Origin of the sequence: Mameliella sp. MMSF_3455, from assembly GCF_030733205.1 — a bacterium.
GTDB lineage: Bacteria > Pseudomonadota > Alphaproteobacteria > Rhodobacterales > Rhodobacteraceae > Antarctobacter.
Genome location: NZ_JASHJL010000001.1, coordinates 17,537 through 42,455 on the forward strand (window position 1 = coordinate 17,537; position 24,919 = coordinate 42,455).

Annotated in this window: 24 protein-coding genes and 1 tRNA gene; 19 read left to right on the forward strand and 6 right to left on the reverse strand. The window is 61.1% G+C overall.

Going from position 1 to position 24,919, the window contains the following annotated elements; all coding sequences use genetic code 11:
- The first annotated feature begins 28 nt into the window (after positions 1-28).
- Positions 29-9,847 carry an LPD38 domain-containing protein gene (locus RBB42_RS00115; RefSeq protein ID WP_305968562.1) on the forward strand — a complete coding sequence of 3,273 codons (9,819 nt, stop codon included), beginning with the start codon at positions 29-31 and terminating at the stop codon, positions 9,845-9,847.
- A 10-nt stretch (positions 9,848-9,857) separates the two neighbouring features.
- Here the strand turns inward: RBB42_RS00115 and RBB42_RS00120 are convergent, their stop codons facing one another.
- The 3 genes from RBB42_RS00120 to RBB42_RS00130 all read right to left on the reverse strand — a co-directional run bounded on the left by RBB42_RS00120 (position 9,858) and on the right by RBB42_RS00130 (position 11,795).
- Positions 9,858-10,253, reverse strand: a complete 396-nt coding sequence (locus RBB42_RS00120; RefSeq protein ID WP_043145283.1) for a hypothetical protein — start codon at positions 10,251-10,253, stop codon at positions 9,858-9,860.
- Positions 10,254-10,634: 381 nt separating this feature from the next.
- On the reverse strand, positions 10,635-11,327 hold the full coding sequence (locus tag RBB42_RS00125; RefSeq protein WP_305968563.1) for a hypothetical protein: 693 nt from the start codon (positions 11,325-11,327) through the stop codon (positions 10,635-10,637).
- Between the two features lie 24 nt (positions 11,328-11,351).
- The gene (locus RBB42_RS00130; RefSeq protein WP_305968564.1) at positions 11,352-11,795 is read right to left on the reverse strand and encodes an Arc family DNA-binding protein; all 444 of its coding nucleotides are present in this window, start codon (positions 11,793-11,795) and stop codon (positions 11,352-11,354) included.
- Between the two features lie 114 nt (positions 11,796-11,909).
- On the opposite strand from RBB42_RS00130, the gene RBB42_RS00135 reads away from it, so the two are divergent.
- The 16 genes from RBB42_RS00135 to RBB42_RS00205 all read left to right on the forward strand — a co-directional run bounded on the left by RBB42_RS00135 (position 11,910) and on the right by RBB42_RS00205 (position 22,414).
- On the forward strand, positions 11,910-12,047 hold the full coding sequence (locus RBB42_RS00135) for a hypothetical protein (protein WP_305968565.1): 138 nt from the start codon (positions 11,910-11,912) through the stop codon (positions 12,045-12,047).
- A gap of 66 nt (positions 12,048-12,113) precedes the next feature.
- Complete coding sequence (locus RBB42_RS00140; protein WP_305968566.1) at positions 12,114-12,410, forward strand: hypothetical protein; 297 nt, start codon at positions 12,114-12,116, stop codon at positions 12,408-12,410.
- Positions 12,410-13,159 (forward strand): Rha family transcriptional regulator, encoded by a 750-nt coding sequence (locus tag RBB42_RS00145; RefSeq protein ID WP_305968567.1) that lies wholly within the window; start codon positions 12,410-12,412, stop codon positions 13,157-13,159. The genes RBB42_RS00140 and RBB42_RS00145 overlap by 1 nt, the downstream gene beginning before the upstream one ends.
- Complete coding sequence (locus RBB42_RS00150) at positions 13,156-13,374, forward strand: hypothetical protein (protein ID WP_305968568.1); 219 nt, start codon at positions 13,156-13,158, stop codon at positions 13,372-13,374. Before RBB42_RS00145 ends, RBB42_RS00150 begins: the two co-directional genes overlap by 4 nt.
- Positions 13,375-13,908: 534 nt before the next feature.
- Positions 13,909-14,835 (forward strand): hypothetical protein, encoded by a 927-nt coding sequence (locus RBB42_RS00155; RefSeq protein WP_305968569.1) that lies wholly within the window; start codon positions 13,909-13,911, stop codon positions 14,833-14,835.
- Between the two features lie 76 nt (positions 14,836-14,911).
- On the forward strand, positions 14,912-17,368 hold the full coding sequence (locus RBB42_RS00160) for a glycosyl hydrolase family 28-related protein (RefSeq protein WP_305968570.1): 2,457 nt from the start codon (positions 14,912-14,914) through the stop codon (positions 17,366-17,368).
- Positions 17,369-17,378: 10 nt separating this feature from the next.
- Positions 17,379-17,696 carry a hypothetical protein gene (locus tag RBB42_RS00165; protein WP_305968571.1) on the forward strand — a complete coding sequence of 106 codons (318 nt, stop codon included), beginning with the start codon at positions 17,379-17,381 and terminating at the stop codon, positions 17,694-17,696.
- Between the two features lie 91 nt (positions 17,697-17,787).
- Positions 17,788-18,588, forward strand: a complete 801-nt coding sequence (locus tag RBB42_RS00170) for a lysozyme (RefSeq protein WP_305968572.1) — start codon at positions 17,788-17,790, stop codon at positions 18,586-18,588.
- On the forward strand, positions 18,588-18,734 hold the full coding sequence (locus tag RBB42_RS00175; protein ID WP_305968573.1) for a hypothetical protein: 147 nt from the start codon (positions 18,588-18,590) through the stop codon (positions 18,732-18,734). The genes RBB42_RS00170 and RBB42_RS00175 overlap by 1 nt, the downstream gene beginning before the upstream one ends.
- Positions 18,731-19,012, forward strand: coding sequence for a hypothetical protein (locus RBB42_RS00180; RefSeq protein WP_305968574.1), 282 nt, complete (start codon positions 18,731-18,733; stop codon positions 19,010-19,012). Before RBB42_RS00175 ends, RBB42_RS00180 begins: the two co-directional genes overlap by 4 nt.
- On the forward strand, positions 18,957-19,220 hold the full coding sequence (lysC, locus tag RBB42_RS28210; protein ID WP_500862278.1) for an Rz1-like lysis system protein LysC: 264 nt from the start codon (positions 18,957-18,959) through the stop codon (positions 19,218-19,220). The genes RBB42_RS00180 and lysC overlap by 56 nt, the downstream gene beginning before the upstream one ends.
- Before the next feature lies 1 nt (position 19,221).
- Positions 19,222-19,590 (forward strand): hypothetical protein, encoded by a 369-nt coding sequence (locus RBB42_RS00185; protein WP_305968575.1) that lies wholly within the window; start codon positions 19,222-19,224, stop codon positions 19,588-19,590.
- Positions 19,587-19,973 (forward strand): hypothetical protein, encoded by a 387-nt coding sequence (locus RBB42_RS00190; protein ID WP_305968576.1) that lies wholly within the window; start codon positions 19,587-19,589, stop codon positions 19,971-19,973. Before RBB42_RS00185 ends, RBB42_RS00190 begins: the two co-directional genes overlap by 4 nt.
- The gene (locus tag RBB42_RS00195; RefSeq protein ID WP_305968577.1) at positions 19,966-20,280 is read left to right on the forward strand and encodes a hypothetical protein; all 315 of its coding nucleotides are present in this window, start codon (positions 19,966-19,968) and stop codon (positions 20,278-20,280) included. The genes RBB42_RS00190 and RBB42_RS00195 overlap by 8 nt, the downstream gene beginning before the upstream one ends.
- Positions 20,280-21,899, forward strand: a complete 1,620-nt coding sequence (locus RBB42_RS00200) for an autotransporter outer membrane beta-barrel domain-containing protein (protein WP_305968578.1) — start codon at positions 20,280-20,282, stop codon at positions 21,897-21,899. The genes RBB42_RS00195 and RBB42_RS00200 overlap by 1 nt, the downstream gene beginning before the upstream one ends.
- A gap of 50 nt (positions 21,900-21,949) precedes the next feature.
- Positions 21,950-22,414 carry a hypothetical protein gene (locus tag RBB42_RS00205; protein ID WP_305968579.1) on the forward strand — a complete coding sequence of 155 codons (465 nt, stop codon included), beginning with the start codon at positions 21,950-21,952 and terminating at the stop codon, positions 22,412-22,414.
- Positions 22,415-22,503: 89 nt separating this feature from the next.
- On the opposite strand, the gene RBB42_RS00210 is transcribed toward RBB42_RS00205, so the two are convergent.
- From RBB42_RS00210 to RBB42_RS00220, 3 genes are read right to left on the reverse strand one after another with little or no spacing between them, the layout of a single operon-like run.
- Positions 22,504-22,767 (reverse strand): hypothetical protein, encoded by a 264-nt coding sequence (locus RBB42_RS00210; protein WP_305968580.1) that lies wholly within the window; start codon positions 22,765-22,767, stop codon positions 22,504-22,506.
- Complete coding sequence (locus tag RBB42_RS00215) at positions 22,757-22,945, reverse strand: hypothetical protein (protein WP_305968581.1); 189 nt, start codon at positions 22,943-22,945, stop codon at positions 22,757-22,759. The genes RBB42_RS00210 and RBB42_RS00215 overlap by 11 nt, the downstream gene beginning before the upstream one ends.
- 54 nt (positions 22,946-22,999) lie before the next feature.
- Positions 23,000-23,437, reverse strand: a complete 438-nt coding sequence (locus tag RBB42_RS00220) for a hypothetical protein (RefSeq protein WP_305968582.1) — start codon at positions 23,435-23,437, stop codon at positions 23,000-23,002.
- Between the two features lie 684 nt (positions 23,438-24,121).
- Here RBB42_RS00220 and soxR point away from each other — a divergent pair.
- Together soxR and RBB42_RS00230 are read left to right on the forward strand one after the other, a co-directional pair.
- Entirely contained in the window at positions 24,122-24,628 is a 507-nt protein-coding gene (soxR, locus tag RBB42_RS00225) for a redox-sensitive transcriptional activator SoxR (RefSeq protein WP_305968583.1), read from the forward strand.
- A 28-nt stretch (positions 24,629-24,656) separates the two neighbouring features.
- A tRNA-Val gene (locus RBB42_RS00230) sits at positions 24,657-24,732 on the forward strand.
- Positions 24,733-24,919: the final 187 nt, after the last annotated feature.

The following is a 24,919-nucleotide window of genomic DNA, read 5'->3' on the forward strand; positions in this document are numbered from 1 at the left end:
GGAAAGTATGGCGAACTTTCAGGAGGTCATGGATCAACTCCGCGCTGCTCACGACGCAGGCGACGTTGATCTTGCCAAGAGCCTTGCAGCCCAGGCGCGCGCTTTGCGCGGGACAAGAGAAAACCCGGAAGGCCAGCGCGCCCCGGACACCAGCGCTCGCCCCCAAGCGCGCCCGCCAGCCAGCGCGCCGCCGGCCATGCCTCTTGGCGGCGCCGGCGCGTCTCCCGTTCCGCCGTCGCACGACGATCTTCTTGGTCTGATCGGTGCGTCTGCCGATCCGAAACCGCCCAGCGCGCCCATCTTGCCGACCGTCATCGATCCGAAGGCGGCCCCGGCCATGCCGATGCCCGACGCACCCCCCAGCGTGGCGCCCGGTCAGCCACCGGCGAACGCTGGCCCCGCCCCCATGGTCCCGACCGACCTTGTTCGCCTTCTATCCGGCGAGGCCGCGGCAGGAGCGGCAATGGGGATGCCGGACTACGGGACACCCACGACATTCACTGCGCCGACCGACAGCGTGAAGAGGCGGCCAAGTCAGGAACCCTCGGCGCCCGCGGAGCCGCCCGAGCCGGTGCAGGATTTGGCGAAGCGCCGCGGGCAGGAGTTCGTCCAAGGGGCGTCTGGCATTCTGCAAAGCGTGGCCAGGGCCAGAGGCATCAAGGAAGATACTCTGGCGGCTGCGATCAAGCGGGATGCACCTGACCGCGTGAAGGAAGCGGCCCGGCGCATCCAGTCGCTTGAGGGAATACTGTCGCGCGGCATATCCGACTCCGGCGTCGGGCCGATGACAGACCAGGAGCGCGCCAAGTACCAGCGCGATCTGGCCGAGGCCGGCGAGGCTTTCAAGCAGTGGTCCGATGTGCAGGAGTTCGGCCCGGCCTTTGCCGGGAACCGAACCAAACAGGCAGAGAAGACAGCGAAGACAATCAAGGATTGGACCGACGAGAACTTTGGGGTTCCGCCAGAAGATGACAGTATCTGGTCCGACCTTGCATACGGCGGCGGCTCGATGGTGGGTTTCGTTACGCCTGCAGTTCTGGCCGGGCCATTGGGTCTTCCGGTCACGGCGCAGATGGGGTCCGACGTGGCCCGCGTCGAGGCATATGACCGGGCGATTGCGGCCGGGGCGAGCGATGAAGACGCGCAAGCTGCCGCGAACCTCGCTGGCCTCATGGGGACGATGGAGGCTGTCCCGATCGGGCATGCGCTTAATCGTCTTCCGAAGCCTGTTCGGGACGACGTTATCGGGCGCCTTGGCCGGTTCGCCCGCGAGTCGGTTCTTGATGGAACCGAAGAAGCGATGCAGGAAGCCTTCGCTGCCCTCAGCCAAAACCTGATTGCCAAGGGTATCTATGACCCAGAGCAAAAGGTGATCACGAGCGACATAACGGATCAGGCCCTAGTGGGCTTTATCCTTGGCGCTTTCCTTGGCGGCAGCGTGAATATCGCGCGCAGGGACCGAGAAGACGAGAAGCCGAAAGAGTCGGCGTCGCCAGACGTAACGCCTGACGGCCCCGATCAGCCCGGGGGCGCCACCGGGGGAGACATGGATTACCCGCGGCTTTCCCCGATGGCGCCGATGCCGGATACCCGCGTCAACGTGGATCAAGGCAGGCCTACCCGCCCCCCGGAACCTGCGACCGGCGCGCTGCCGAACCGCATCTTTTCTGACCCCGGAAAGATCAATAGCGGGCCAAAAAGTGACCGCTACGAGGTAATTCCTGAAATCTATGTCGACCCGGAGACCGGCGAGGAGAGCCTGACCGGTCGCAATGTTCGTGTCGACACGACCGGGCAGGAGCCGCCTGTCGTGGTCGATGGACCCGCCGCTGAACGGGACACAGCGGAGGGTAGCGGGCCGGGCGGTTCTGGGTCTTCCGCCCGGCCCGTGCCTGATGCCGACGCGCCTCCGGATGTTGCCCCGCGCCCCGTAGACCGCACGGACGAGCGCCGCGGGCCTGAACGCAGAGCCGAGTTCGATCCGATTGACCGGAATGCGCCGCGGCGCCCGCGCGAGGTGGCCGATGGAGGCGATCCGGACGCAGCGCCCGCGCCGGATCCGCAGCCAGATGCCTCACCGGCCCCGGGGCCGCAAAGGGTGTTCCTGTCGAATGACGAGACGCTGGCAATCGGGACCGATGCGGATGCGTTCCAATACAAGGGCGGCGGTGATGCCCAGGGCGTGACGGATCGCCTGCAGGGTGTCACCAGTTTTGACCCGGAGCGCGCAGGCCGGGCCATCGTCTACGAGAAGGCGGATGGAAGCCGCGTCATCGCCGATGGCCACCAGCGCCTCGGGCTTGCCAAGCGCGCCGCCGAAGCCGGTCAGTCCGACGTCGGGGGGATGGCCGCCACGGTCTACCGGGAGGCTGATGGATACAGCGCGGCCGACGTGCGGGTGATTGCCGCCCTCAAGAACATCGCGGAGGGGAGCGGAACAGCCCTCGACGCTGCGCGGATCCTGCGCGACAGCGGTCAGAGCCTCGACGGTCTGAACCTGCCGCCGAAATCCGCACTCGTGCGCGATGCCGAGGGCCTGCGCCGCCTCTCTGACGGGGCTTTCGGCATGGTGGCGAACGGGGTCGCGACAGAACAGCATGGCGCCATTGTCGGGCGCGAGGTGGCCGACCAAGACGCGCACGCGAGCATCCTCAAGCTTCTGGGGCGCCTGAACCCGCGCAACGCGGAACAGGCCGCCATCATCGCCCGCGACGCCGCAGCCGACACCGCGAAGAGCGAAACCGCTGACCTGTTCGGTAGCCAGAAGGACACGGACACCCTATATCTTGAGCGCGCCCGTGTTCTCGATTCCGCGGTGAAAGGCCTCAAGAAGGACAAGGCCACGTTCAGCCGCCTCGTCCAGGAGGGCGACAAGATCGAGGGCGCCGGCAATAAGCTGGATGCCGATGCGAACACCAGGCGCGTCGAAGATGACGCCAAGGTTCTGGAATACCTGCAGCGCCAGGCCAACACGAAAGGACCGATCAGCGATGCCCTCTCAAAAGCCGCCCGAGACCTCAAGGCAGGCCGAAGCCTCTCCCAGGTCGCAAAGCAGTTCGTCGGGGATGTCCAGGGAGCGCTTTCGGCAGATGGCCAACCTGGGGATACAGGAGGCCGAGGAAGCGAAGCTACTGGACCGCGCCCGGAAGCAGAGGGCGGAACGCCGGAAGGCGAAGTAACCCCGGCGCCAAAGCCTGACACCGACCTGTTTGGAGAAAAGCCTGTCACCGACAAGGAGCGGGCCGAGGCCCAAATGTCCAAGCCGAAGCGCGGCGGGGACGCGCCGCCTCCCGGTGGACGTGGTGATCTGTTCGGCGACCCTGCAGATCGCGCTGACCTCTTCGACCGGCCCGACAGCGCCCCGCGGAAGGATGGGAAGCGCCCGGGCGAATACGTCGACCGCTCCGGCAACAAGCATGATGATGCGGTCTTTGTCAGCCGTGTGGACGAACTTCCCGACAAGATTCCTCTCGACCAGTTGGCCAGCGAGGCGCGCCGCCTGACCCTGGAACCGGGGCGCCGGGAAGGCATCGAGTTCATGATGCTCATCGACCCGGACGGGCAGATCGTATCCTATGGGTCTGGTGAAAAGTCGGCAACCGGGGTTCCCGGGGCGATGAAAAATCTTGGGCTCGACCCTGACGCAGGCCTGATTGGGCACCACAACCACCCGTCATCAAACGCATTTTCTCCGGCTGATTACCATGTCGGGGCTCTTCCCGGGTTCCGGGGGGTCTATGCGCACCTGCACGATGGAACGGCGCTCTATTTTGAGGCCACAGAGCGCTTCAAGCGATTGATCGAAGCTAGGTCAAAGGCCGGTATTCAGGTGCAAAAAGACCTCAGCACCATCAGTCACGCATCTTTCAAGGCAAGTGCCAAGTACAAAGAGTGGTCAGGAGATTCTGCGCAGGTGAAGGCTAACGCTTGGGCCGATTACACCTATATGTTCATGAAGGCGATGGATGATGTCGGCCTGATCGTTACCGAGGTCATGGGGAACCCGGCGCGCGAGAATGGTGACGTCGACAACCAGTTCTTCACAGACCCCGATCTGCGCAAGACCTATACCAGCGTGAAAACAAAGCTGCGCAACCTGATCAAGCGCGGCGCCGTAGGAGATTACAATGATCGACCGACCGTCACCGTTCGCCACCCTGGAAGAATGGAAAAGATACCTGGAAACCGCGCGAAAGGGGGCCAGGTCAGTGGAACCGGGCGTGTTCCGGGAGATGTACGAGACGGAAGTCCTGGCCGCCCAGAAGCAGATCGCGGAGATGGAGGCGGACGCGAATCCGGAGACGATTTCGAAGCCGCGCTCGCAGCCCAGCTAGAGAAGCGGGGCAAGGGCCCGGCGGCCAAGAAGGATAGCGGGACTTCAAAACCCGCAACGCCGGATCAAAAGGCCATCAAAAAGGAAAGTAGCGAGAAGTCAAAGGCTTCCAAGCGGTCTGCCGCCGCGCGCACCAAGGACATCAAGAACATCCTCAAGGGCGGCGGGCTGGCCGACGACACTGGTCCTGATCCTGTCTACGAGCAGCTTTCGCCGATCTTCTCGGAATCCATCGAGACCGACCCCAAAGGCCGCCCGCGCGTCGAAGTCTTCGGGGAAATGATCGGCCCGATGCTGGACGAGGGGCTGACGGCGGACGAGGTGCGCGCGCTGCGCCCTTATTTCGAGCGCTTCCTTGATGAGGTCGACGCTGGTACAATCGCCTGGCAAGGAGACCAAGATGCAGCACCCGGCGGACGTGTGGCATCCCCGTCCATTCGTCCAGATCCAGACCTTGACCCAATCCCGGCGGACCAGATCAAACAGGGCCAGTCTGTCGAAGTCAGCATGTCAGGCGGACCGCTCGTAGCTGGGGAAATCGGCCGGATCACGGTCGAAGGCGTGGAGTTGGTCGAAGGGAACGGGGATAGAACCGTTCTTCCCATTGAAGACATCGAGGATGGCGAGACAAAGGTATTCCCGGCATCTATCGAAGCCGCTGATCCGTCGTCAGATGTTAGTTTTGAAGATCCCGCATACCACGGCAGCATCTTCGATTTCGATCGCTTCGATACAGGGCGTATTGGCACCGGAGAGGGCGCCCAGGCGTTCGGGTGGGGTCTTTACTTCACCCAGCGCCGAGAGATCGCTGAGCACTATCGAAATCAGGGCCTGCGCCAGCAATCAGACAGTCAACGGGGCGAAGGGCGGATCTACTCTGTCGAAGTTCCCGACGCTACGGACCTCATGGCGTGGGACGTGACGCTTGCCGAACAGCCCGAGAAGGTGCGCGAAGCCCTGTTGGGGAAAGGTGGCGTGGTCGAGTACTTGCGGGGCGATGAGGCGATCATGGATTACCTCGACCCCCATGTGAACGATGATTTCGAGGGATTGACGGGCCGCGAGTTCTACCAGGTTCTCAAGCGTCTCTCTGAAAACGACTATCTCGACACCAACGGCCCGGGCATGCGGGACGCCTACGAACGTGGCCGCGATGATGAGGTGGCTTCGTTGTTCCTTCGCAACGAGGGTATTCCTGGGCACCGCTTCCTTGATGCTGGATCCCGCGCCGGCGGCGAGGGCACCTACAACTACGTTATCTATGACGACTCCGAGGTGAGGATTACGCTCAAGGAGCAACGCCCCCCGATCCCCGGCGGCACGGCGATGGATTTCGACGCGGCGTCGGCCATGCTGCCGAAGTTGCGCGCCAAGCTGGACGCCATGAACCTCAAGCGGGTAACGCTGAACGTGGAGGTTGGCGCGACCGGGCGCCAGGGTATGACCTACGCGCGCGGCCCGGGCCAGATCGACATCCTGATTTCGCAGGCGCTGGACCCCGAGGCCACGCTCTACCACGAGTCCATCCATGCGATGGTGATGATGAACCTCTTCACGCCTCGCGAATGGACGGCGCTGAGTAGAGCCGCGACGGTCAAGGCCCCCGGTGGAGAGCAGAATTGGATCGAGAAGCACGACATCGAGGCGCGCTATCCCGATCTGACACGATCCGAACAGATCGAGGAGGCAATCGCGGAGGAGTTCGCAGAGCGGGCTACGTCACGCCGAGCGCCCAAAAGCTCCCTTCTGGCCACGGCCTTCAACAAGATCCATCGGGTGCTGCGTGCAATCCGAAGCGTCTTCACTGGGCAAAGCGCTGAAGACGTTTTCGGCAAAGTCCTGGCTGGTCAGATCGGAGCGAGGGACGCAGGCAATACCGGCATCGCGGCCTCGCTGAAGCGATCAGAGATGCGTCCCGATGAAGAGGTCAAGCACTGGCGTAAAGGTCTGGAAAGGATCCGTAGCGGCAAGGCGGCCAAGACAGATGTCGCGAGGCTCGGGGCGCCCGGCCCGGTGTTGGCGAATTTCCTTCCCCCGAGACAGCCGATTGTCATGAAGGCCGCACGGGTTCGCGCGGTGATCAAAGACCACCCAAACGTCACCTATGGCGTCCTTGCGCAGGTTGCAGAGGCAATCCGGCACCCGGAATTTATCCTTCAGTCAGCGACCAGGGCCGACAGTATCGTAAGCATTCCTGTATTCGTACCCGGCGGTCTTCCCCTCGTGGTTGCCATCAAGCGTGATGGGACAGACCAAAATGGCAAGTCTGCGAGCGAAATCACCAGTGTCTACGTCAAGGATGATCCAGAGTGGTTCAAGCGCGAGGTGAACGCCGGGCGCTTGGTCTATGATCGAGATGGGAAGTACGCGGGGGACAGTGCGAACCGTCCACGGTCTGATTCCGCTTCTGTCCAGCGCAAGGCTGATCTTGCCCCGCCGCGTAGGAGGAGGATACTAACTTCACGCGACGTTTTCAAGTCCGGCGCAGACTCGAAACCCAAGGAGATGCGGCTCCCAAAGTTCCTGCCGCCGGAGCCGAAGGCGCCAAAGACAGGGGCTGATGCGCCTGCGAAGGCAGGTGAGGGGTTCTCCAAGGATACCATCGCCAGACATGCTGCGCTTTCTGCGCAATACGGTCACCCCGGCGTCCCGACGCAGGAGGTGTTCAAACCATTGTTTGGAGCGCCGCAGAGGTCCAAGATGGATTGGTTTCAGGAGTTGATGCAGGATCGTTTCATCATGTTCCGCGCCGCAGAGACGGCAATCGAACGGGCTACGGGGCAGAAGATACCAGAGAACCAGTCCTTCTCGCTGAAGGAAACCCTGTTCAGCGGACGCTTGGCCGACCGTCTCGAACGCCTGATGCGCGATGAAATCGAGCCGATCCACGAAGCGATTTCCCGGTCCAAGGTGTCTCTTGATGATCTTGGTCTCTTCCTGATCGCCAGGCACGCACCAGAGCGCAACGCCCTTATGGCGAAGCGCGATCCGGATCATTTCGGCAAGGGCAACGGGTCTGGCATGACCGATGAGATGGCTGCTCAGTACCTTTCCGAGTTCGAAGACAAGGGGATGACGCCCACGCTCAAGAGGCTGGCCAAGCTGATCGAGAAGGTCCTCGAGCGCGACCTGAAGCTTCGGCGTGCCGCAGGGCTCATCACCGAGGAGGAGTACCTCTCGTACACCAGTATGTTCGAGCATTATGTCCCGCTGCGCGGGTTTGCGGAACGCGAAGAGGGTGGCCAAATGGGCACGGGCTCCGGCTTCGATATTCGCGGGAAGGAAGGGCAAAATGCGCTGGGTCGAAAGTCCCTGTCGGACAACCCGGTAGTTCAGGCGCTTGCCATGCGTCAGAACGGGATCGTCAGAGCTGAGAAGAACCGTGCCGGCCGGACGTTGATGCGCCTCGTCCAGAGGTTCCCCCATCCCGATCTTTGGGAAGTCATGCACAAGCTTCCCATGCGCCGCGTGCTGGACCCTCAAACCGGCATGGTAAAGGAGATCGTCGACTTCGGCGCGGCTCGCGAAGACAACGTCCTTGCGGTCAAGGTTGACGGCGAGACACGACACATTCTGATCCACGATCCGCTCATGGCGGCAGCGGTAAAGAACCTGGAAGACCGCAATGTCGGCATCTTGGCAAAGGTGCTCATGCAACTGAGGAGGCTCACGCGGGCCTTTTCCCGTCTCCAAACTGGTGCCAACCCTGATTTCGTTTTCCCGAACGCCATGTCCGACTACTTCGAGGGGCTTTGGACTGCGTTCAACGTGAAGGATGCGGACGCCAAGAAGATTTTCGCAGCCTACAAGAGCTACTATCCAGCTGCGTTGTGGCAGGGAATCCGGGAGGAGTTCGGTGATAGCGCTCTTGGCCGCCTGGCGACCAAAGAGAAAGGGGAGCGCCTAAGCCGTCTCAACGGCGATGCGGTGGACCCGGAAACCCTTTCGAAGATGCGGAAATACCGCGAGGAATGGAAACTCTCTGGCGGCAAGATCAACTTCATGGCGTTCCGCGACCTCGATGAGATCACACGCGACGTCAACCGTGCCATCGACAAGAGCCAGCGTCGGATGTGGCAAGTTCGCCCCTGGGAAGCGATCGAAAGCACGCTTCAAGTCATTGAGAAGGTCAACCAGCCTGTGGAGGCCGCCGGCCGACTAGCGATGTACGTCGCAGCGCGGGAAAATGGCCTGTCGCGCGAGCGGGCCGCTGCGCTGGCGCTCGATGCGTCCGGCAACTACTATCGAAAAGGCCGGGCAACCAATGGGCTAGCGGCCCTCTACGCATTCTTCAATCCGGCTGTCCAAGGTGTCGAAAAGTTCATCCGGTTCTCCAAGCGACCCAGAAACTGGGCTGTCATGGGCGGGTTGATGGCCTCCAACTACGCGCTCACGGCGTTCTTCATTCACGCCTTCGAAGACGAAGATGATCCCGAAAAGCGGTCGCTCTATCTGGATATTCCCGAGTTCGAGCGGGGGCGCTCGATTGTGATCCCGACAGGAATTGTCGAGGAGGACACCGGGATTATTGGTGACGACGGCGAACCGATAATGAGGAAGCGCCTGACGTACCTGAGCTTCCGCGTGCCGCACAACCTTCGCCCGATCCTGACGATGGGGGCCAAGCTGGCAGAGGTTCAGTCGGGTCAAACGGACCATCCGGACGCTGCGAACGAAATCTCAAAGTCCTGGATGATGAACAGCAACCCGCTTGGTGATACCAGCCCAGGCAACATGATCGCGCCTACTGTGCTAGATCCCTTTGTCGACCTGGCCTTGAACCGAAACTTCTTCGGCGGGCCGATCAGGCCGAGCGTCTACGCCCATGAGGAAGGTCTGCCGAAGGCGTCCCAATACTTCGAATCCTCGATCAATCCGGTCTACCCAAGCGTCTCACAGGTTTTGAACCACGCCACGGGAGGAACTTCCTACGAGCCCGGATTCGCTGACGTTTACCCTGACGACATTGAATACCTGGTCGACTACATCAGCGGTGGGCTCGGTCGGTTTGTATCCCGCGGGTATGAAGCCGCGCAGGATGTTGCGGCTGGTAACCCGCCTACACATGGCCGGATCCCGATTGTTCGTACCTTTAGCGGCAGAACGAACCACTATGCTGAGAATGACCGCTATTACTCCTACCGCGAGGCGATCAAGCACAATCAGAACCGCCTGCGGCAGGCGAAGAAAGACCTGGGCGCGAACCCGGACAACCTTGAGGCCAAGGAAGCCTTTGAACGGTATCTCCGCGAGCTGAACGCTTCGGTCTCTCCGAAGACCGGAGATTTCTCGTGGAAAGGATCGCTGCCCAAGGTCATTGAAAGGGCCGACGACGATCTGAAAGCCCTCCGTGGTGGCATCCTTACCATCGTGCGGGACGATACCCTGTCCAGTGCAGAGAAACGGAAGCTCATCCGGCCGATCCGTCTACAAATCGAGGACCGCCAGCGCCGGGCGCGTGCGGAAATCGAGGATCTGGTCACGAAAATCGGAACGCGGTCCGGCCTCGACTGACGCGCCGGACCTACGCCAGCGCCAGATAGCTCAGCGTGAACGAAAGTAGGGCAAGCACCACCATCAAGCTGCCAATGATCGCTGCTGAGCTGAGAAAGCTGAATGGCTTTCCCTCCCTGTCTTCGAGGACGATGTGAACGGCGAGAACTGAGAACAGAAACCCCGGTAGGAACCGAACCAGACGTGCTATATCCCCCAGTCTTTCCGACATGGTAAGACCCACCAAGAAGTCGTTGATCAAAATGCCGACATAGCCAAATATTGACCCGTAAAAGAAGGCCCAGAACCCCTGAGGAAAACTGACAGATCTACGTAGAGCGAATTTCGCAAACATCACGATCCAGAGCCCGCCAGGGAAACTCCATGCAAACATGATGGCAGTTTCGTAGAGAATGGTCTTGATCATCTTCAAATTCCAAGTGTGGGAACGAACGTTTTTTCCTGGTGCCTAGACCGCGATGTAGGCGATGATCGCAATTGTGAAAATTACGGTAAGGATAGACCATGAGACCCAAAAGCTTGTGTGCCGGTCGAGCAATTTGCGAACTCCAGAAATCATCGCAGCAGGGAGCATCGCAACAAAAGATGCGCCAGCGGACCGGAAAATGAGAGTGTATAAATCATCGCCGGAAGCTTCCCCAGGAAGCCAGCCATTCTGGTAGATATCTGCCAGAGCAAAGAGCGCGATAGATAGTATGGCAGCCAATATAGGCGGGAAAAACACTCTCAATTCACAATCCTCAAGTGGGTGTTTGACCAGTGATCGGTAAGCGCATGAAGCTAGGCTTCATTGATCTTTTGACGGATTTGGAGCTTCCAGTTGTTTTGGCTTGGAGGGAGCCTCAAGCTGACGATGTTCGACGACATTGCGCACTGTCTTGGTGCGCACCTTCTGCACCAGTGCCGCAAGTGGTTCGCCGTCTTTTCCAAGTTTCTTCGCCGCGTCGCCGATTTCCGAGACCGAGGCCAAGATCGTTGCGAACCTCCCTTTGGGCTTCAACACTTCACTCTCGGCTTTGGTAATCCAGTACAGGACTCGCCGTTTGTGATCGTCTTCAAAACTTGCTCCAAAGGAAACCATCTGGCGAGCCTCCTGGAGATTTCCGAGCACAGACCGGCGATCTTCTTCAACCCAGTCGACCCCGTTGAAACGCTCGTCGTCATCAGCGTCGATGAAGTGATCATTAAGGGAGTTCGCGAGGAATAGTTTCTCGACAATGCTCAGGAGGTTGACCAGAGAATTGTAGTTCGATCCGTTCAGGCACTGCAGTACGTTTTCAAGCGGTTCGGAATAATCCCCTGAATTCACCAATCTGCGGCTTGTGGTCTGCAGAATGCGAACATCCGCGATGCATGCAGTTTTCTGGATCGCGTTTATGGCGTTATTTTTTGGAGTTGCGCGAGCAACGCTCAGAAGGTTTTCAAGAACCTGCTGAAACGCGTCGTGTGGGTCCTTTGGAAGATCACGGATGTTTGTCATGTGGTTTTGGGGCCTTGGTATTTGTCAATCGTCGTCAGTGGGAAAGGGGGTGCCGTCATCAAACTCGATCTTTCCGCCTTGGCCAATCCTGGTGCCAGTGGGTATTGTTTTCTTCATTTCGATTGGCAGGTCGCCTTTCAAAATGACTTCCGACTTCATGTCATCGCCATCACCTGTCACCAAAATACCCAAGAGCAGGTGTTTCGTAGCTGGGTGCTTGGCGAGTTTTGCGTTGACCTGAGATAGTCTTTCATCAAGTTCGCTGGATGGACCGCCTGCACGGACGTACTCTATCCACGAGGCTAGAGTAGAAAGCTCCATGTCTTCCATTGGGGCAGGGTACTTTTCTTCAAGCGTTGCAACAATTTCCGCAGTCATGCTGCGGTGGTTGCCCCTCGCCGCAGCTTCGACGCGAGCCTTAAGGTCTTCAGGTATTCTGAGTCGGAAATGGAGGTCTTCTCGTGCCATGACGCACGAATGCCCCACAAGTAGCTTGACGGCAATGCCACACATATGACACACATCGACATGCCACACCAATGACACACCGGAAGGAAAGAGATGGCACGAGGAGATCCTGAAATGAGGATCCGCATTCCAGAAGACGTGAAGGCATGGGTCAAAAGCGAGGCGGCGCGAAACGTGCGCAGCCAAACCGCACAGATCGTTGTTGTTCTGAGGAATGCCATGCGGGAAGAAGAGGCAACCGCAGAAAAGTAAAGCCGCCGGGACGGCCATCCCGACGGCTTTGATGAAAACCCAACGCGTATGAAGGGAACTTCGAAAATGAAGATATCTGAACTGACAACCAAAATCCAGCCTAGCGATGGAAAATCGTTTTCTCGACGCGCCACATTGACCTGTTTGGCGGCTGCGGTGGTCTCTCCTGCCCTGGCATACCAGATGCCAATCACCGACCCCCCCGAGCCTGACCTGCCGGAATGGTGGAAAAAGTTGATCGTGGAGTTGCAGCAGCTTCGGGACGCATCGCCCGACCACCTCGGGACCGGCGGCAAATACATCGTCGTCCGCGCCCAACGGCTCGATGCGATCCTTGAGGAAGCGATGGGAGGGCTGGTTTGATGGAACGTCAGGACATAAACCCCGGCGCGGCGAGCGTCCCGTCAATCATCGGCGCCCCGGCGTTGACCATGAGCAGCCGTGAGATTGCGGAGCTGTGCGAGAAGCAGCACAAACACGTGCTGCGCGACATCGAGACCATGCTGGGGCAAATCACTGAGCCCAACTTTGGGCCGAGCAACTTCCTGTCAAGCTACACGGACAGTACGGGCCGCAGCCTCAAGGAGTACCGCCTCCCGAAAGACCTGACGGTCACGCTGATCACCGGCTATCGCGCCGATCTGCGCTACAAGGTGGTCAAAAGGCTCGAAGAGTTGGAAGGTCAGGCGCAGGCCGCGCCGCTGGCCGATCTGTCAGATCCAGCTGTCCTCGTTCCGTTGCTGACCACCTACGCACAGAGGACCCAGGTCGCGGAAGCCAAGGTGAACGAAATGTCACCCAAGGCGGAAGCATTCGACCGTCTCGACGTGGCGGAAGGCAACCTGACCGTCCGTCCTGCTTCCAAGGTCCTCAACTACCCAGAGCGCAAGTTGACACGATGGATGGAACTGAACCGCTGGGCCTTTCGGCAGAACGGAAAGGGGCCTCTGCAGGCATACGTCGAGAAGCGGAACGCTGGCTATCTGGATCACAGGCTGCGCCACTTCGATGATCCCAAGACTGGGGAGCCGAAAGTTGAAGTCACGCTGGTCATCACGCCGAAAGGACTGGCGAAATTGGCGAAAGTCCTTCCTAAGGATGGTGCAGCATGAGAGAAATCAAAGTCAATGAATTCGGGGTGTCCGAAGATGGCGACAAGTTCGATCTTGTCGCATCGCCTGATGCCGTAGACGCCGGATTGATGGTCAATGAGCCCGTGATTTTGATCTACCCGGATGGTCGGCGAGTGAAGACTACACAAGCCAAGATCACCAAGTTGGGCTTAGCTATAGCCGCAAGCCAAATGTCTGCGGGAAACCGGCACTGAATAAACCCCTACTAGGGCGCTGAGGTAGCATGGGCGGGCGACCGCCCTTGTTCGTGTCTGCAAAACACCGCTTGGATAAGTGGGGGGGGCCGTCGCCTGGGACTCAAAGGGGAAGACCCCTAAGCGCCAATGGGTCCAGTGGAGGGAACCGCGCCCACAGGGGAAACTGCTGTTCCCGGTCTTCGGCGTCAAGTTTCAGATCATCGCCGACGAGTTCGTTCCGCCGGACATGTAGGCGGGCCGTGTTCCTGCCAGGCGCGCACGGCGGCCTCGACCGGCCCCGGCACTTCTCGGGCCTGTGTCCATCGCCACACGGTCGACGGCGCGACACGCATCCGGGCGGACAGTTTGGCCTGCCATCCCTTGTCACCCCACCATAGGCGGGCCTGCACTCGCAGCTCCTGTCCGCTCATCGCTTTCATTCATTCATTCTGCAATATTGCAATTTGCAATGCAACTTCCCGCCGCACAGCCCGGGCCGGGCGGGACACCCTTTCCGCGTCTGAATTTTCACGCCAATCGAAAGGACACACCATGACACGATCGAAGTGGGACGAGGTGCAGGAAACTCTCACCTCCGGCAATTCCGGCGGCTCCTTTACCGTTTCCTATCCGACCGGCCGCGAGGCTGCAGACTACCAGGGTGGGACCGAGCATATCCTGTTGGGCCAGTCCTTCCGGCAGCTCAAGGCGGAATACAACGAGTTCTCGCTGACTTTCGGCGCCTCGAACATCACCGTCACCATGAACACCAACGTCACCGGCCCCGCCGGCGAGACGGTGACCCTGATGCTGGACCGGGCCGAGGCCGACGCCCGCGTGGTCGACGGCGGCACCGATCTTGCCAGCGCGACCAAGATGAACGCGATGGAGGTCGTGGAAATCGACTTGGGCGCGCCGATCACTGCCGATGTGGATGGTGTCTGCACGGTCGAACTGCTGGGCGCGGCGGGCGCGATCCCGATCGACGGCGCGCAGGCGGCGTCCGGCGTCGCAACGCTTGATGTCCCCCGCAACATCACCCTGACCACGGCGACCACTGACCATTCCGGGCTGACTATCACCGTGACCGGCACCGATGAGTACGGGGCAACCGTTGTCGAGGACATCACCGGCCCCAACAACAACACGGTCGGCGGCAAGAAGGCGTTCAAGACAGTCACCGCCGTGGAATCCGATGGGGCGATTGCCACCAACGGTATCTCGGTCGGTTTCGGCGACGTGCTGGGCTTGCCGGTGTTCATGGCCGAGGCTGGCGATGTCGTCTATGAGAAGGAAAATGGGGCGGCCGCAACGGCGGGAACCTTTGTTGCCGGCGTCCAGACCACGCCGTCCGCGACGACCGGGGACGTGCGCGGCACCTATGACCCGAACAGCGCGTGCGATGGTTCCAAGGTGTTCAAGGCCGGTATCGCCGTGCGCAACACCGCCTACAAGGGCGCGACCCAGTATTCCGGCTGACCTGGTTGATCCAGACTGAATGAGCGCGGGGGCTTCGGCTCCCGCGTTTCGCCGCACAGGCGGTTCCTATCCCCTCATGTTTGCTCGCAAGGCGGCGATGCCGCGAGAAAAATTGGGGTCAAATATGCCTTGGAATAGCTCCACCAAAACGGCATCCGCGCTTTTCACCTTCACGGACACCTACAGCGCCGCCGATCAGGCCAAGAGAGCGCATTTCGATGCCATGTGGTCTGACATCATCGATACGATTCAAAGTGTCGCTGACGATCTACTGGCCACGGCCAAAAAGACCTATGATTCAAAGGCGGCCATGATCGCCAGCGGGATCGGGTATGATGAAGCGTCGACAGGCGACATCATTCGCGCGGGATCTCTGCTCTTCAAGGTCATGGCAGAGGGCACCACGTCAGGCAGCTACGACGAAATCACGGTCGCAGGCGCGGAAGGCGCCGGCGGGCTCAAGATGGTTGAAGCCGGTACGGTGTTTTCGACGCGGGATAAGGCCGGCCGCGGTGATAGCTTAGGCGCGCCGGCGATCATCGTTGATGGCGTGGTCTATCAGTACGATGTCAGCGGCACAGACCTGACCACCGGAGACGCGAGGACTTGGACCTCTGCGCAGTTCGTCAGCTTTAAGACAGCGGCTCAAATGGTGGCATCGGCCCGCATCTGGGTTGGGGGGAACGCCTTCGTTGAAGAGACGGGACAGGCCTATGACATCGTGGCGGCGGCGACCTACACATCTGATGGCGATCTGGTTCGTGACCTGACAGGCATTTCAGGCCAAGCAGTTTCGAGGACCAAGGTTTTTGAATCTGTGTCGTCGCTTCAAAGCGACGTAAGAGGGTATTCCCACCTGACCGCCGGCGAGACACTTCAAACAAAAGGCCCAGTCTACACTTACGAGGTGGCGGATTCTGGCGCTTCGGATCACCACCTGACCACGGCGGGTGGCGTCAAACTCTACGTCCTTCCAAGCGCATCGGGGCGCTACAACGTCAAGGCGTTTGGCGCCAAGGGCGATGGCACCACGGACGACAGCGCGGCGATCCAGGCGGCGGTCGACCTGGGCAAGGCGACACCGGGCGTCACCATCTACTTTCCCAAGGGGGCCTTCCGCGTCGTGACGTCGATCGACTGCACCTATGCGGGATCGGCTGCGGGGATTGCCTCGGGCTACTACGGTTTCGTGATCGAGGGGTCCGACCAGATCAACTCGATCATCAAGTGCGAGACGGCGGGGGCGCCGACCTGGGACATGACCGGCAAGCCGCGCATGACCTTCCGCAACATCAGCTTCGCCAACTACTCGGACGGGGCGCACAACCCGTCCTGCATGTTGCTCCTGGCCCGGAACACGACCAACGGCTACGCGGGCGGGCATGTGTTCGAACGTATGACGTTTCGAGGTTATGCCGAAGAGACCGGCGTGCAATGCGCGTCGTCGGAGGTGAACAAGTGGATCAACGTCGATTTCGAGACCTACAAGACTGGCGCCTCGGGGCTTGAGCTGACCGAGCAGATCGAAACCACGGTCAACTCCGAATACATCGACCTTTCGTCGCACACTTTTGTTGGTGGCAACACGCGGCACATGTTCATCGGCTGCGCCTTCAACGGCTCGTCCGTGCCGAGCGGCACGCACTACGTCCGCTGCTCCGGCATCGACAACTCGCAGTTCATCGCACCCTACTTCAACTTTCAGAACGGCGAGGCCGCCGTGCATTTCTCGGATAACTGCTCGAACCTGACCATGAGCGATTTGCGCGTGGAAGGGTCCGGCGACTATTTCATCCGCGTGGGGGATGGCGCCTCGGTGGAGGCTCTGGTTCTGACGGGCCGTTCGTCAGCGCCGATCTATGGCGAGGACAACTCGACCATCACCAAGTCGCGGATCGACATGAATTTTCTGGCGACCGGCTCCGGTGTGCTGTCCAATAGCATCGACGCCTACAACCTGACGGACAGCGATATTCATTTCCTGCCCAACGGGGCGCAGGTGCGCAACAGCGCGCGCGGTTCGCGCTTCCATCACTACAACGGCGCGGGGGCGCTGTCGTTTCCCACCGGCGATACGACCTCCCCGGAGTTCTACGGCCTGTCGTACAGTGGCGGGGCGTCGGACTATCGTCGCCGGGTCCACAGCAAGAGCGCGCGGGACAGGGTTGAGCATGGCCGGGTCGAGATTGATACGCTGGTGACGCCTCTTGTGCTGACCGAGGGTGCCAGCGGGACGGTCACGCCGGATCTCGATGATGGGTGTTTCTTCCAATACTCGGTCGACGGCAACATCACCATCGAGCAGCCGAGCAACGCGAACCTTGGCGCCGACGATCCCAGCTATGGCCAGATGATCACCATTGCCGTCCTGATGGACGGGACGGGCGGCCATTCGGTGACGTTCAACAGTGCCTACGACCTACAGGGCAAGACCGTGGATACCACGGCCAACGCACAGACGATCCTGACGTTCATGCGCATCAAGTCGGGTGCCGGCTACGGTGCGACGAAGCCGTGGTGCGCGGTGCTGTGAGGGCAGAGGGATGAACAAGCCGATGATCGAAAACAGCGACCGGGGCATCACGCTCAACAAGTCCCTGGCATGGACCGTCCTTGTCGGGGTACTGAGCGGCGGTATCTGGGTCGGGATGCAGGTCACGTCAGCCAAGCAGGGCGTGCAGACACTGGCGGCGCGTCAGGATGAGGACCGGCTCGATATACGCAAGAACACTTCGGACATTACTGCCATCAGGTCGAACAATGCGCGGCTGGACCAGCGCTTGACGAATATCGAGCAATCCGCGCGCCGAACTGAGGAAACCGTGTCGGAGATCCTGCGCTATCTGAGGGATGGCCGGTGACGCGCCTCATTGTCCTGCATGTCCTCTGGCCGCTGTTCCGGCGGGGGCCCCTTGTGCCGGCGGCGCTGCAATTTCCCGAAAGGAAAAGACGATGAAGCTAGTCCCAGATTGGCAGTTTGTTCTGCGCCGTTCGCATTCGATGTGGGGCAGTTACCTGACACTTACGTTCCTGGCTCTGCCCGAAGCGATCTACGCGCTCGCTGGCATCGACACGTCACCGCGCATCTGGTGGCTGCTGGCGCTGGCGGCGGCGGGATATACCGTCGTGGGGCGCCTCATCGACCAGCAAGACGAGGACGGCACCGGGCCGCTGACGCCGCTGGGGGCAATCGCCCTTGCCGCTCTGGTCATGTTCCTGACGATGGGCATGGGCAAGATCCCCGAGGGCGAACCGGAGGGCATCGCTGTCACGGACGGGGCGCCGCCGAACGTCGAGGAATGGGCGGCTGTGGCCGTCCCCCTGGTCGCGAAATGGGAGGGCCTGCGGACACACGCCTATCTCGACACCATCGCAGAGCCGGACGTCTGGACGGTCTGCTACGGCGAGACGCGGAACGTCGGCCCGAACGACAGCTACACGCCCGAGCAATGCGCGGCCAGGCTGGAACGGCGGCTGCTGGAATACCGGGCGGGCTGGCACGACTACCTGACGCCGGTCACGCTGAACCATCGCCTGACGCCCGAGCGCGACGGGGCGTTCACGTCCTTTGCCTACAACGTCGGGATTGCCGGGGCCGGGCGCAGCACCGCCACGCGGCGGCTGAATGTGGGTGATGTGTCGGGCGCCTGCGAGGCAATGACTTGGTGGAATAAAGCGGGTCAGCGCGTGATCCGTGGGCTGGTCAACCGGCGAGCTGACGAGAAAGCGCTTTGCATGGTGGGGGTGCGGTAATGGACCAGTCCACAAACACGATCTGGGCGCAGGCGCTCGACTGGCTGGCGACGACAGAGGTCAGCCTGCTGGCGGTGCTGGCGTTGTTCGCTGCCTATGGCCTGCGCGAGGCTGTCGGGTTGTGGATGCGGAGGTCGCGCAAGTGACCCGCGTTGCCATCGCCCTCGCAATCGCCTTGTGCGCGGCCCTGTGGTTTCTCTGGGACGCATGGCAGGACAAGGACGCCGCAGAGGCCGAGGCCGCGCTGTATGCCCGCCAGATCGCCCAAGCGCGTGTTGCCGAGGGGGTGGCCCGCGTCCAGCTTGAACTTGAGCGGGACCGGTCCCGCCAGCTTGCCGATGCCATCGAGGAAATCAACGGAGGGCCTGATGCGCCGCTACCTGATCATATCCGCGCTGTTCTTGACGGCCTGCGGACAGACTGAGCTGGTCGTCGTGCAGCCGCACGTTCCCGGGTCGTTGCGCCAGCCCGTGCCGGTCCCGCAGCGCACGCCGGTCACGGTCAACGACCTGGCGACTGGGTACGTCGAGGCTAGGACTGCGCTGGGGACGGCCAATGGTCGGATTGCGGCCATCGACTGCATCCTGACGGCGGCTGAGCAGAGCCGTGAATGCCATAGGGCAGGAGATTGACATGACCACGGCAAAAAATGAGGGCAAGGTTCGGGAATACGCACAGCGGGTCGGATATGGCCTCGTCAGGTGCGGCAAGACCGGCAAGCCGAAAATCGACAACACGTCCGACCTACACCCGATGCACATGATGATGATGTCGGCACAGGAACGTGCCGACACAGGCCAGCACGCCGATTGCTGGGCGCGCGATGCTGACGGCTTCAAGCCGATCACAAAGACAGAGCCGGGGCAGTACCGCGCTGACGAGGCGTTGCGGGCTGTCTCCCAGGTGTTCGACGTTCACACGGGCAACGTGTGGCGGCTGGACAAGCGCGGCGACGTGGCGCGTGGAAACTCAATCGTCATCGAAAACGAGGTGATCAAATGACGACAACCCTAACGACTGCCGCGCGTAACGCGGCCTGCAATGCCATCGCGGATCTTGTGGACGCCGGTACGACCGATGCGAACGGTGACCTTGTGATCTACACATCCGGGGATTCCGAGGTGGCGACACTCGCCCTGACCAACCCGGCATTTGGAAACGCGGCCTCCGGTGTCTGCACTGCGGCTGCGATTTCGGATGACAGCAGCGCGACGGGCGGGACTGCCTCCTATTTCACGCTGCAAGACCGCGACAACACCGAAGTCATTCGCGGTGACTGCGGCACATCTGGTGCGGAACTTAACCTTTCGTCTCTCAGCATCGGCGCGACTGATACCGTCAGTGTATCGTCCCTGACGCTTACGGTCCCCGCCACGGATGCGTGATGCCGTGCACCTGCGCTGTCCTTCCTGCGGCCAGCCTTTCGAGGCTGACCGTGTGGCGGCGGCGCGGGACGTCCTGTCGCCAACACAGCGGCGCATCTTTGACGTGATCCGGGAAAACCCGGATTTTCAAATCGAGCAAATCGCGAACCGCGTATGGGAGGATGACCCCAACGGAGGCCCGCTGCACGCGCACGGGAATATATCCGCGCAAATTTGCTATGCGAACAAGCGACTTGAGCCGCTCGGGTTGCGCATCGCCGCATCTCATCGCGGGATCGGCGCGACCTACAGCATTCGGGTGACCTGATGGCAGCACCTACCTTTGAAGCCTCGTCAGAGGTCGAGTCCAACAGCAATACCGCCAGCCTGTCGCTATCGGTGCCGTCAGGTGCCACCAGCGGGGATCTGTTGCTGGTGCTTATCGCTCCGGGTACGACGACCGGCCAGCCTGTCACGGCGCCGTCCGTCGATTGGACGGAATACGACAGCGCGGCGAATGACTCGTCTCTGTGCTGGAACGCGTTCTGGTGCCCGTATGATGATGCCGGCGCGGGTCCCTACGTCTTTTCCTTCGACGCATCCTCGCGCGGCACGGCACAGTGTATCCTGATCCGGGGCGCGGACACGACAGACCCGATCGACGTTCAAAGCAAGATCAGCTTCGACGACCTGCGTGGGCCAGGAGACGGGCAGGCCACCACGTTCGAGGACACCGGCCTGACAACGACCGTTGACGACTGCCTTGTCGTCGGCGGTTGGGTGAGTTTCATCGGCCAGCGGTCGGTGACTGTCGGTTCGCCCATGACGCTGATCGACAACACGTTCAATCCAAACACGGCCACTTCACGCGCAGCACAGGCGACTGCCTACATGACGCAGGCCACAGCGGGCGCGACCGGCACATGGCTCTGGACGCTCGATGCAAACAGCACCTATGCGGATCTCTGCGCCGTCGCGATCAAGCCGGCGGCAGGCGGTGGCAATGATGGCGCGCTGACAACCGGCGGGATTGCGCTATCATCGACCGCCGAGCGGGAATTGACAGCCACGGGCGCGTTTGCCCTTGGCGGCGCGCAGTTGGATGGGGCAGGACATCGCACCATGACGGCCACGGGCGCCCTTGCGGCTGGCAGCGCGCAGCTTGACGGGTCGGGCGTCGTAAGCACATTGATTTCCGGGACTGGCGCGCTCTCCCCAGGTGCAGCACAGTTAGACGGATCTGGGGTTGTCAACTCAGGTATTTCCGGGACTGGTGCGCTCTCCCCCGGAGGGGGGCAGTTAGACGCCACGGGCGCACGCTCAATCAGCGGTTCCGGGGCCATGACGGTGGGAGGCGCGCAACTCGACGGCAGCGGGGCCCGCATCATTTCAGGCAGCGCCGCGCTTGCCGCCGGAGGGGCGCATCTCGACGGGTCTGGGGCGACAGGCGATAGCGGCGTTGCGTCCCTCACGGCTGGCGGCGTACAGGCTGACGCCACGGGCACGCGCACGGTTCCAGGCGTAGGTGATTTCGTCACTGGCGGGACGCAGATCGACTCCACGGGCGAGCGCATTGCCACTGCAGCAGGCGCTCTCTCGATTGGTCCAGCATCGGCCGAGTCGACAGGGGAACGATCTGTTACTGGGGACGGCGCTCTTGCGATCGGTGCGGCACAGATAGACGGATCTGGAACGCGAAGCGTCACCGGGTCAGCATCCCTCACTATCGCCGCCGCGCAACTTGAAGGCGCAGGCTCAAAAGGCGTCACCGGGTCAGCATCCCTCACTATCGCCGCCGCGCAACTTGAAGGCGCAGGCTCAAAAGGCGTTTCTGGGTCAGGCAGCTTGACCATCGGCGGCCTGACCATCGGCGGCGCTGAGGTTCCGGACGGCCAAAATGTCGGACGGTGGGCGGATACTCTTCTCAGTTTAAGGCTAAAGCTATGATGAGACTTTCAACTCTAGGTCAGACGCCTCCCGCAACCCCCCAAAGCCTCATGAAGGGGGCAGACGGCTTTTTCATCAAGGAATGGCCTACGGACCTATGCGGCAACGGGCACGACGGCGGGGCGGGGTTCCAGATCGGCCCGCGCCATTCGATTGTCGTTGCTGGTGAGTTTGACTTGCCGGTGGGCGAAACGGAATGGATCTTGCAGTCTGAGACGGTCAGCTTCGGCGTGTTCAACGACATGGGTCGGCTTCGCATCCGCTCTGTTGTCGGCGCCCTAGATACCGTTGTGTCTGGCACTCTGGCCCCGGCTGGCACCGCGCATGTTCTCGCGCACTCCTGCGATGAGCGGCTGCACCAGTTTTGCGACGGCGAGGCGGGCAACTCGTTCAACATCAAGCCGCCCGATTACGAGGCGCCGGTCACGGTTTCCGAGCGGCGCCCCCTGTTTGTCGTGAATGCCGTCCTGGAGCCGGCTGATATTGGCCGCGTTCGATCGCTCTTTTTAAGATGATCCGGCGGCGGGCCTGATCACTCTCCCCCGCTGTCCGGCGGGGTTGAGCTAGTTTCCAAAATCGAGGGAAAATATTCAGATCCTATTCGTCATTGGGGGGTGTCTTCTTCTCCATAGGCGCAGCGTGGGCAGGCCCAGCCGTCCTCGCTCATGGTCATCTCGTCTTGGCTGAGAAGGTGCTGGGCCCCGCAATAGCAACAGGTTTCGATTTCATCATCAATCCACGCCTCCCGCAGGCATTCAAGCTGCTTGAGGATCTGCCCGGTCTCCATGTATGGGCCGTTCATGGCTGTCACGGAATTCTCGATCTGTCGGATTTGGTGGTGCAGTTCGATCTTTTCGTCAGGTGTCATTGGGTGCGTCCTTCGCTTGCACTGCGGCCAGATCGAACGCCGCAGCCGCTATTTCCTGAGCCTGCCAGACCGCGTTCTGCCGGATCTGTTGCATGGTGTGGCCGACAACGTGAATACCCGCCTCTTGCGAGGTCGCGCGCAACAGGCCGGTGTCCGTCCTTTCTATGGTGATTTTCATGTCTCTCTCCTTTCGCGCCGGGCTGGGTCAGTTCCGGCGCTTTTTCGTGGGGGGCTAATTGGACGCGGTTTCGTCGGCGTCCCAGTATTGCATATCTTCGTCTACAAGTTCCCACGCCCCCGCGCTGGTCCAATCCATGTCATCGGACCCGAAAGGCTCTCCGAAGGTGCGCAGAATTTCGATGGCGTAATCCATCGCATCTGGCTTCTGAAAGCCTCCTCTGGTGCGAGCGATCAGCCGCAGCGCCATTGCCTCAATGAATTGAGCCAGCGTATTACCCTGCGCCTCTGAAATTGGCGCGAGGGTGACGGTCTGGCGAGTGGGGTATCGTGAGCCGTCTGGGTTCCACCAATTGTCTCCATCATAAACCTTCGCCAGTTCCAGCCTTTCGACCCCATACTTTCGAGGTCTATCCGGCAACTTGGCATAACATTTCGCGCACAGCCAATTGCCGCTCACCGTGTCGCCTTCCCAGTGGTTGCAGTTCGCCATGTCGGCCTCCTAACTTTTCGTCTTCCCCGGCGCTTTTTCGTGGGGGTGGGTTTTTACGAAGCGCTCCCCGGTTCACTGAACCTGTTGAACCGGGACTCGCTTGGATTGGCTGGCGGAAATGCTGAATAAAAAGCGCGCCTTGGGCGGAACGCCAATAGCTTGGCGGCCCGTCGCTTCGTTCACATCGAAGATGTCGGGAGTTCAAATCTCTCATCACCCACCAGGTTTCTTGGAAAGCGCGCCGTGGACGGCGCGCTTTCCTGCTTTTCGGGCCACCTTCGTTTACCGGGCTTTCTGCCGGTCGGACAGGGTTTGAAGGTTGTCGGTCAGGCGCATCGCGGCCAGTTCTTCCTGCACTTGTTGGCAAAGTGGTCCGCACCGCGGGGCAGGGGCCGTGAGGCGGGCAAGGAAACCCCTCATGACGGGCCTCCTTGCTCAAGATCCTCCGGGCGCAGGCCGACATCCCGCAACAGGCGCGGATCGGCGCGCAGACGCGCCTGTCTGCGGCGTACTGCGCCACGGCGGAAAAGGCGGGCCATCCGGTCGCGCCAGCGGGTGGGGGGCCTGCGGGACCGGCGCCTTGCGTCGATTTCTCTGAGGGCCTGGGCGGTCATTGCGGTTCTCCTTGCAGATTCGGTTTGTTTCCCTAGGCTGCTTCCTCAAGTAAACTTGAGGTCAAGAAGAATGTCCGCAAACAGTGGCCCGCGCCGCGTGCGCAGCAACGATCTGACCGTCGGGGAAATGGCGCGCCGAGCCGGCGTGGCGGTTTCGACCTTGCATTACTACGAGTCCGAGGGGTTGATCCAAAGTTGGCGGACGGAGGCCAACCACCGCCGCTACGATCGCCGAGAACTGCGCCGCGTGGCGGTGATCCGGATTGCCCAGACCCTTGGCATTCCGCTCGCCCAGGTGCGCGAGGTGCTGGCGCAGGTGCCCTCGGACAGCACGGTACGCAAGGCCGACTGGCAGGGGGTGTCCGAGATCTGGCGCGAAGAGATCGACCGTCGGATGGAGCTTCTGGCGCGGTTGCGGGGACAGTTGGATCACTGCATGGGCTGCGGCTGTCTGTCGTTGGAAAACTGCCCGCTCTACAACGCGCAGGATCGCCTGGGTGACAACGGCGGGGGCCCGCGTCGCTGGCTGGGAGAAGAGGAAGAGCGCGAAGCGCCACCAGACCCACTTGCGCCCTGAGCGTTCCTTCGCTAAATCGCCTTCTGCCGGGTGATTAGCTCAGTTGGTAGAGCGCTTCGTTTACACCGAAGATGTCGGGAGTTCGAGTCTCTCATCACCCACCATTCCCCGTGAAGCGCCGCAACGGCCCCGACCCGGTTCGGGTGTTTCCGAATGGCCTACAATGCGCCCATCGCGGCAAGATTGCCCGCGGTCCGACTGTCCCTGTGGCGCCTCTGCATTACATGCACGAGACCTGTGCCGCGAGGGTTGCTTTCGCACACGCAAAATTGTCATTTGTAACTTTGACTG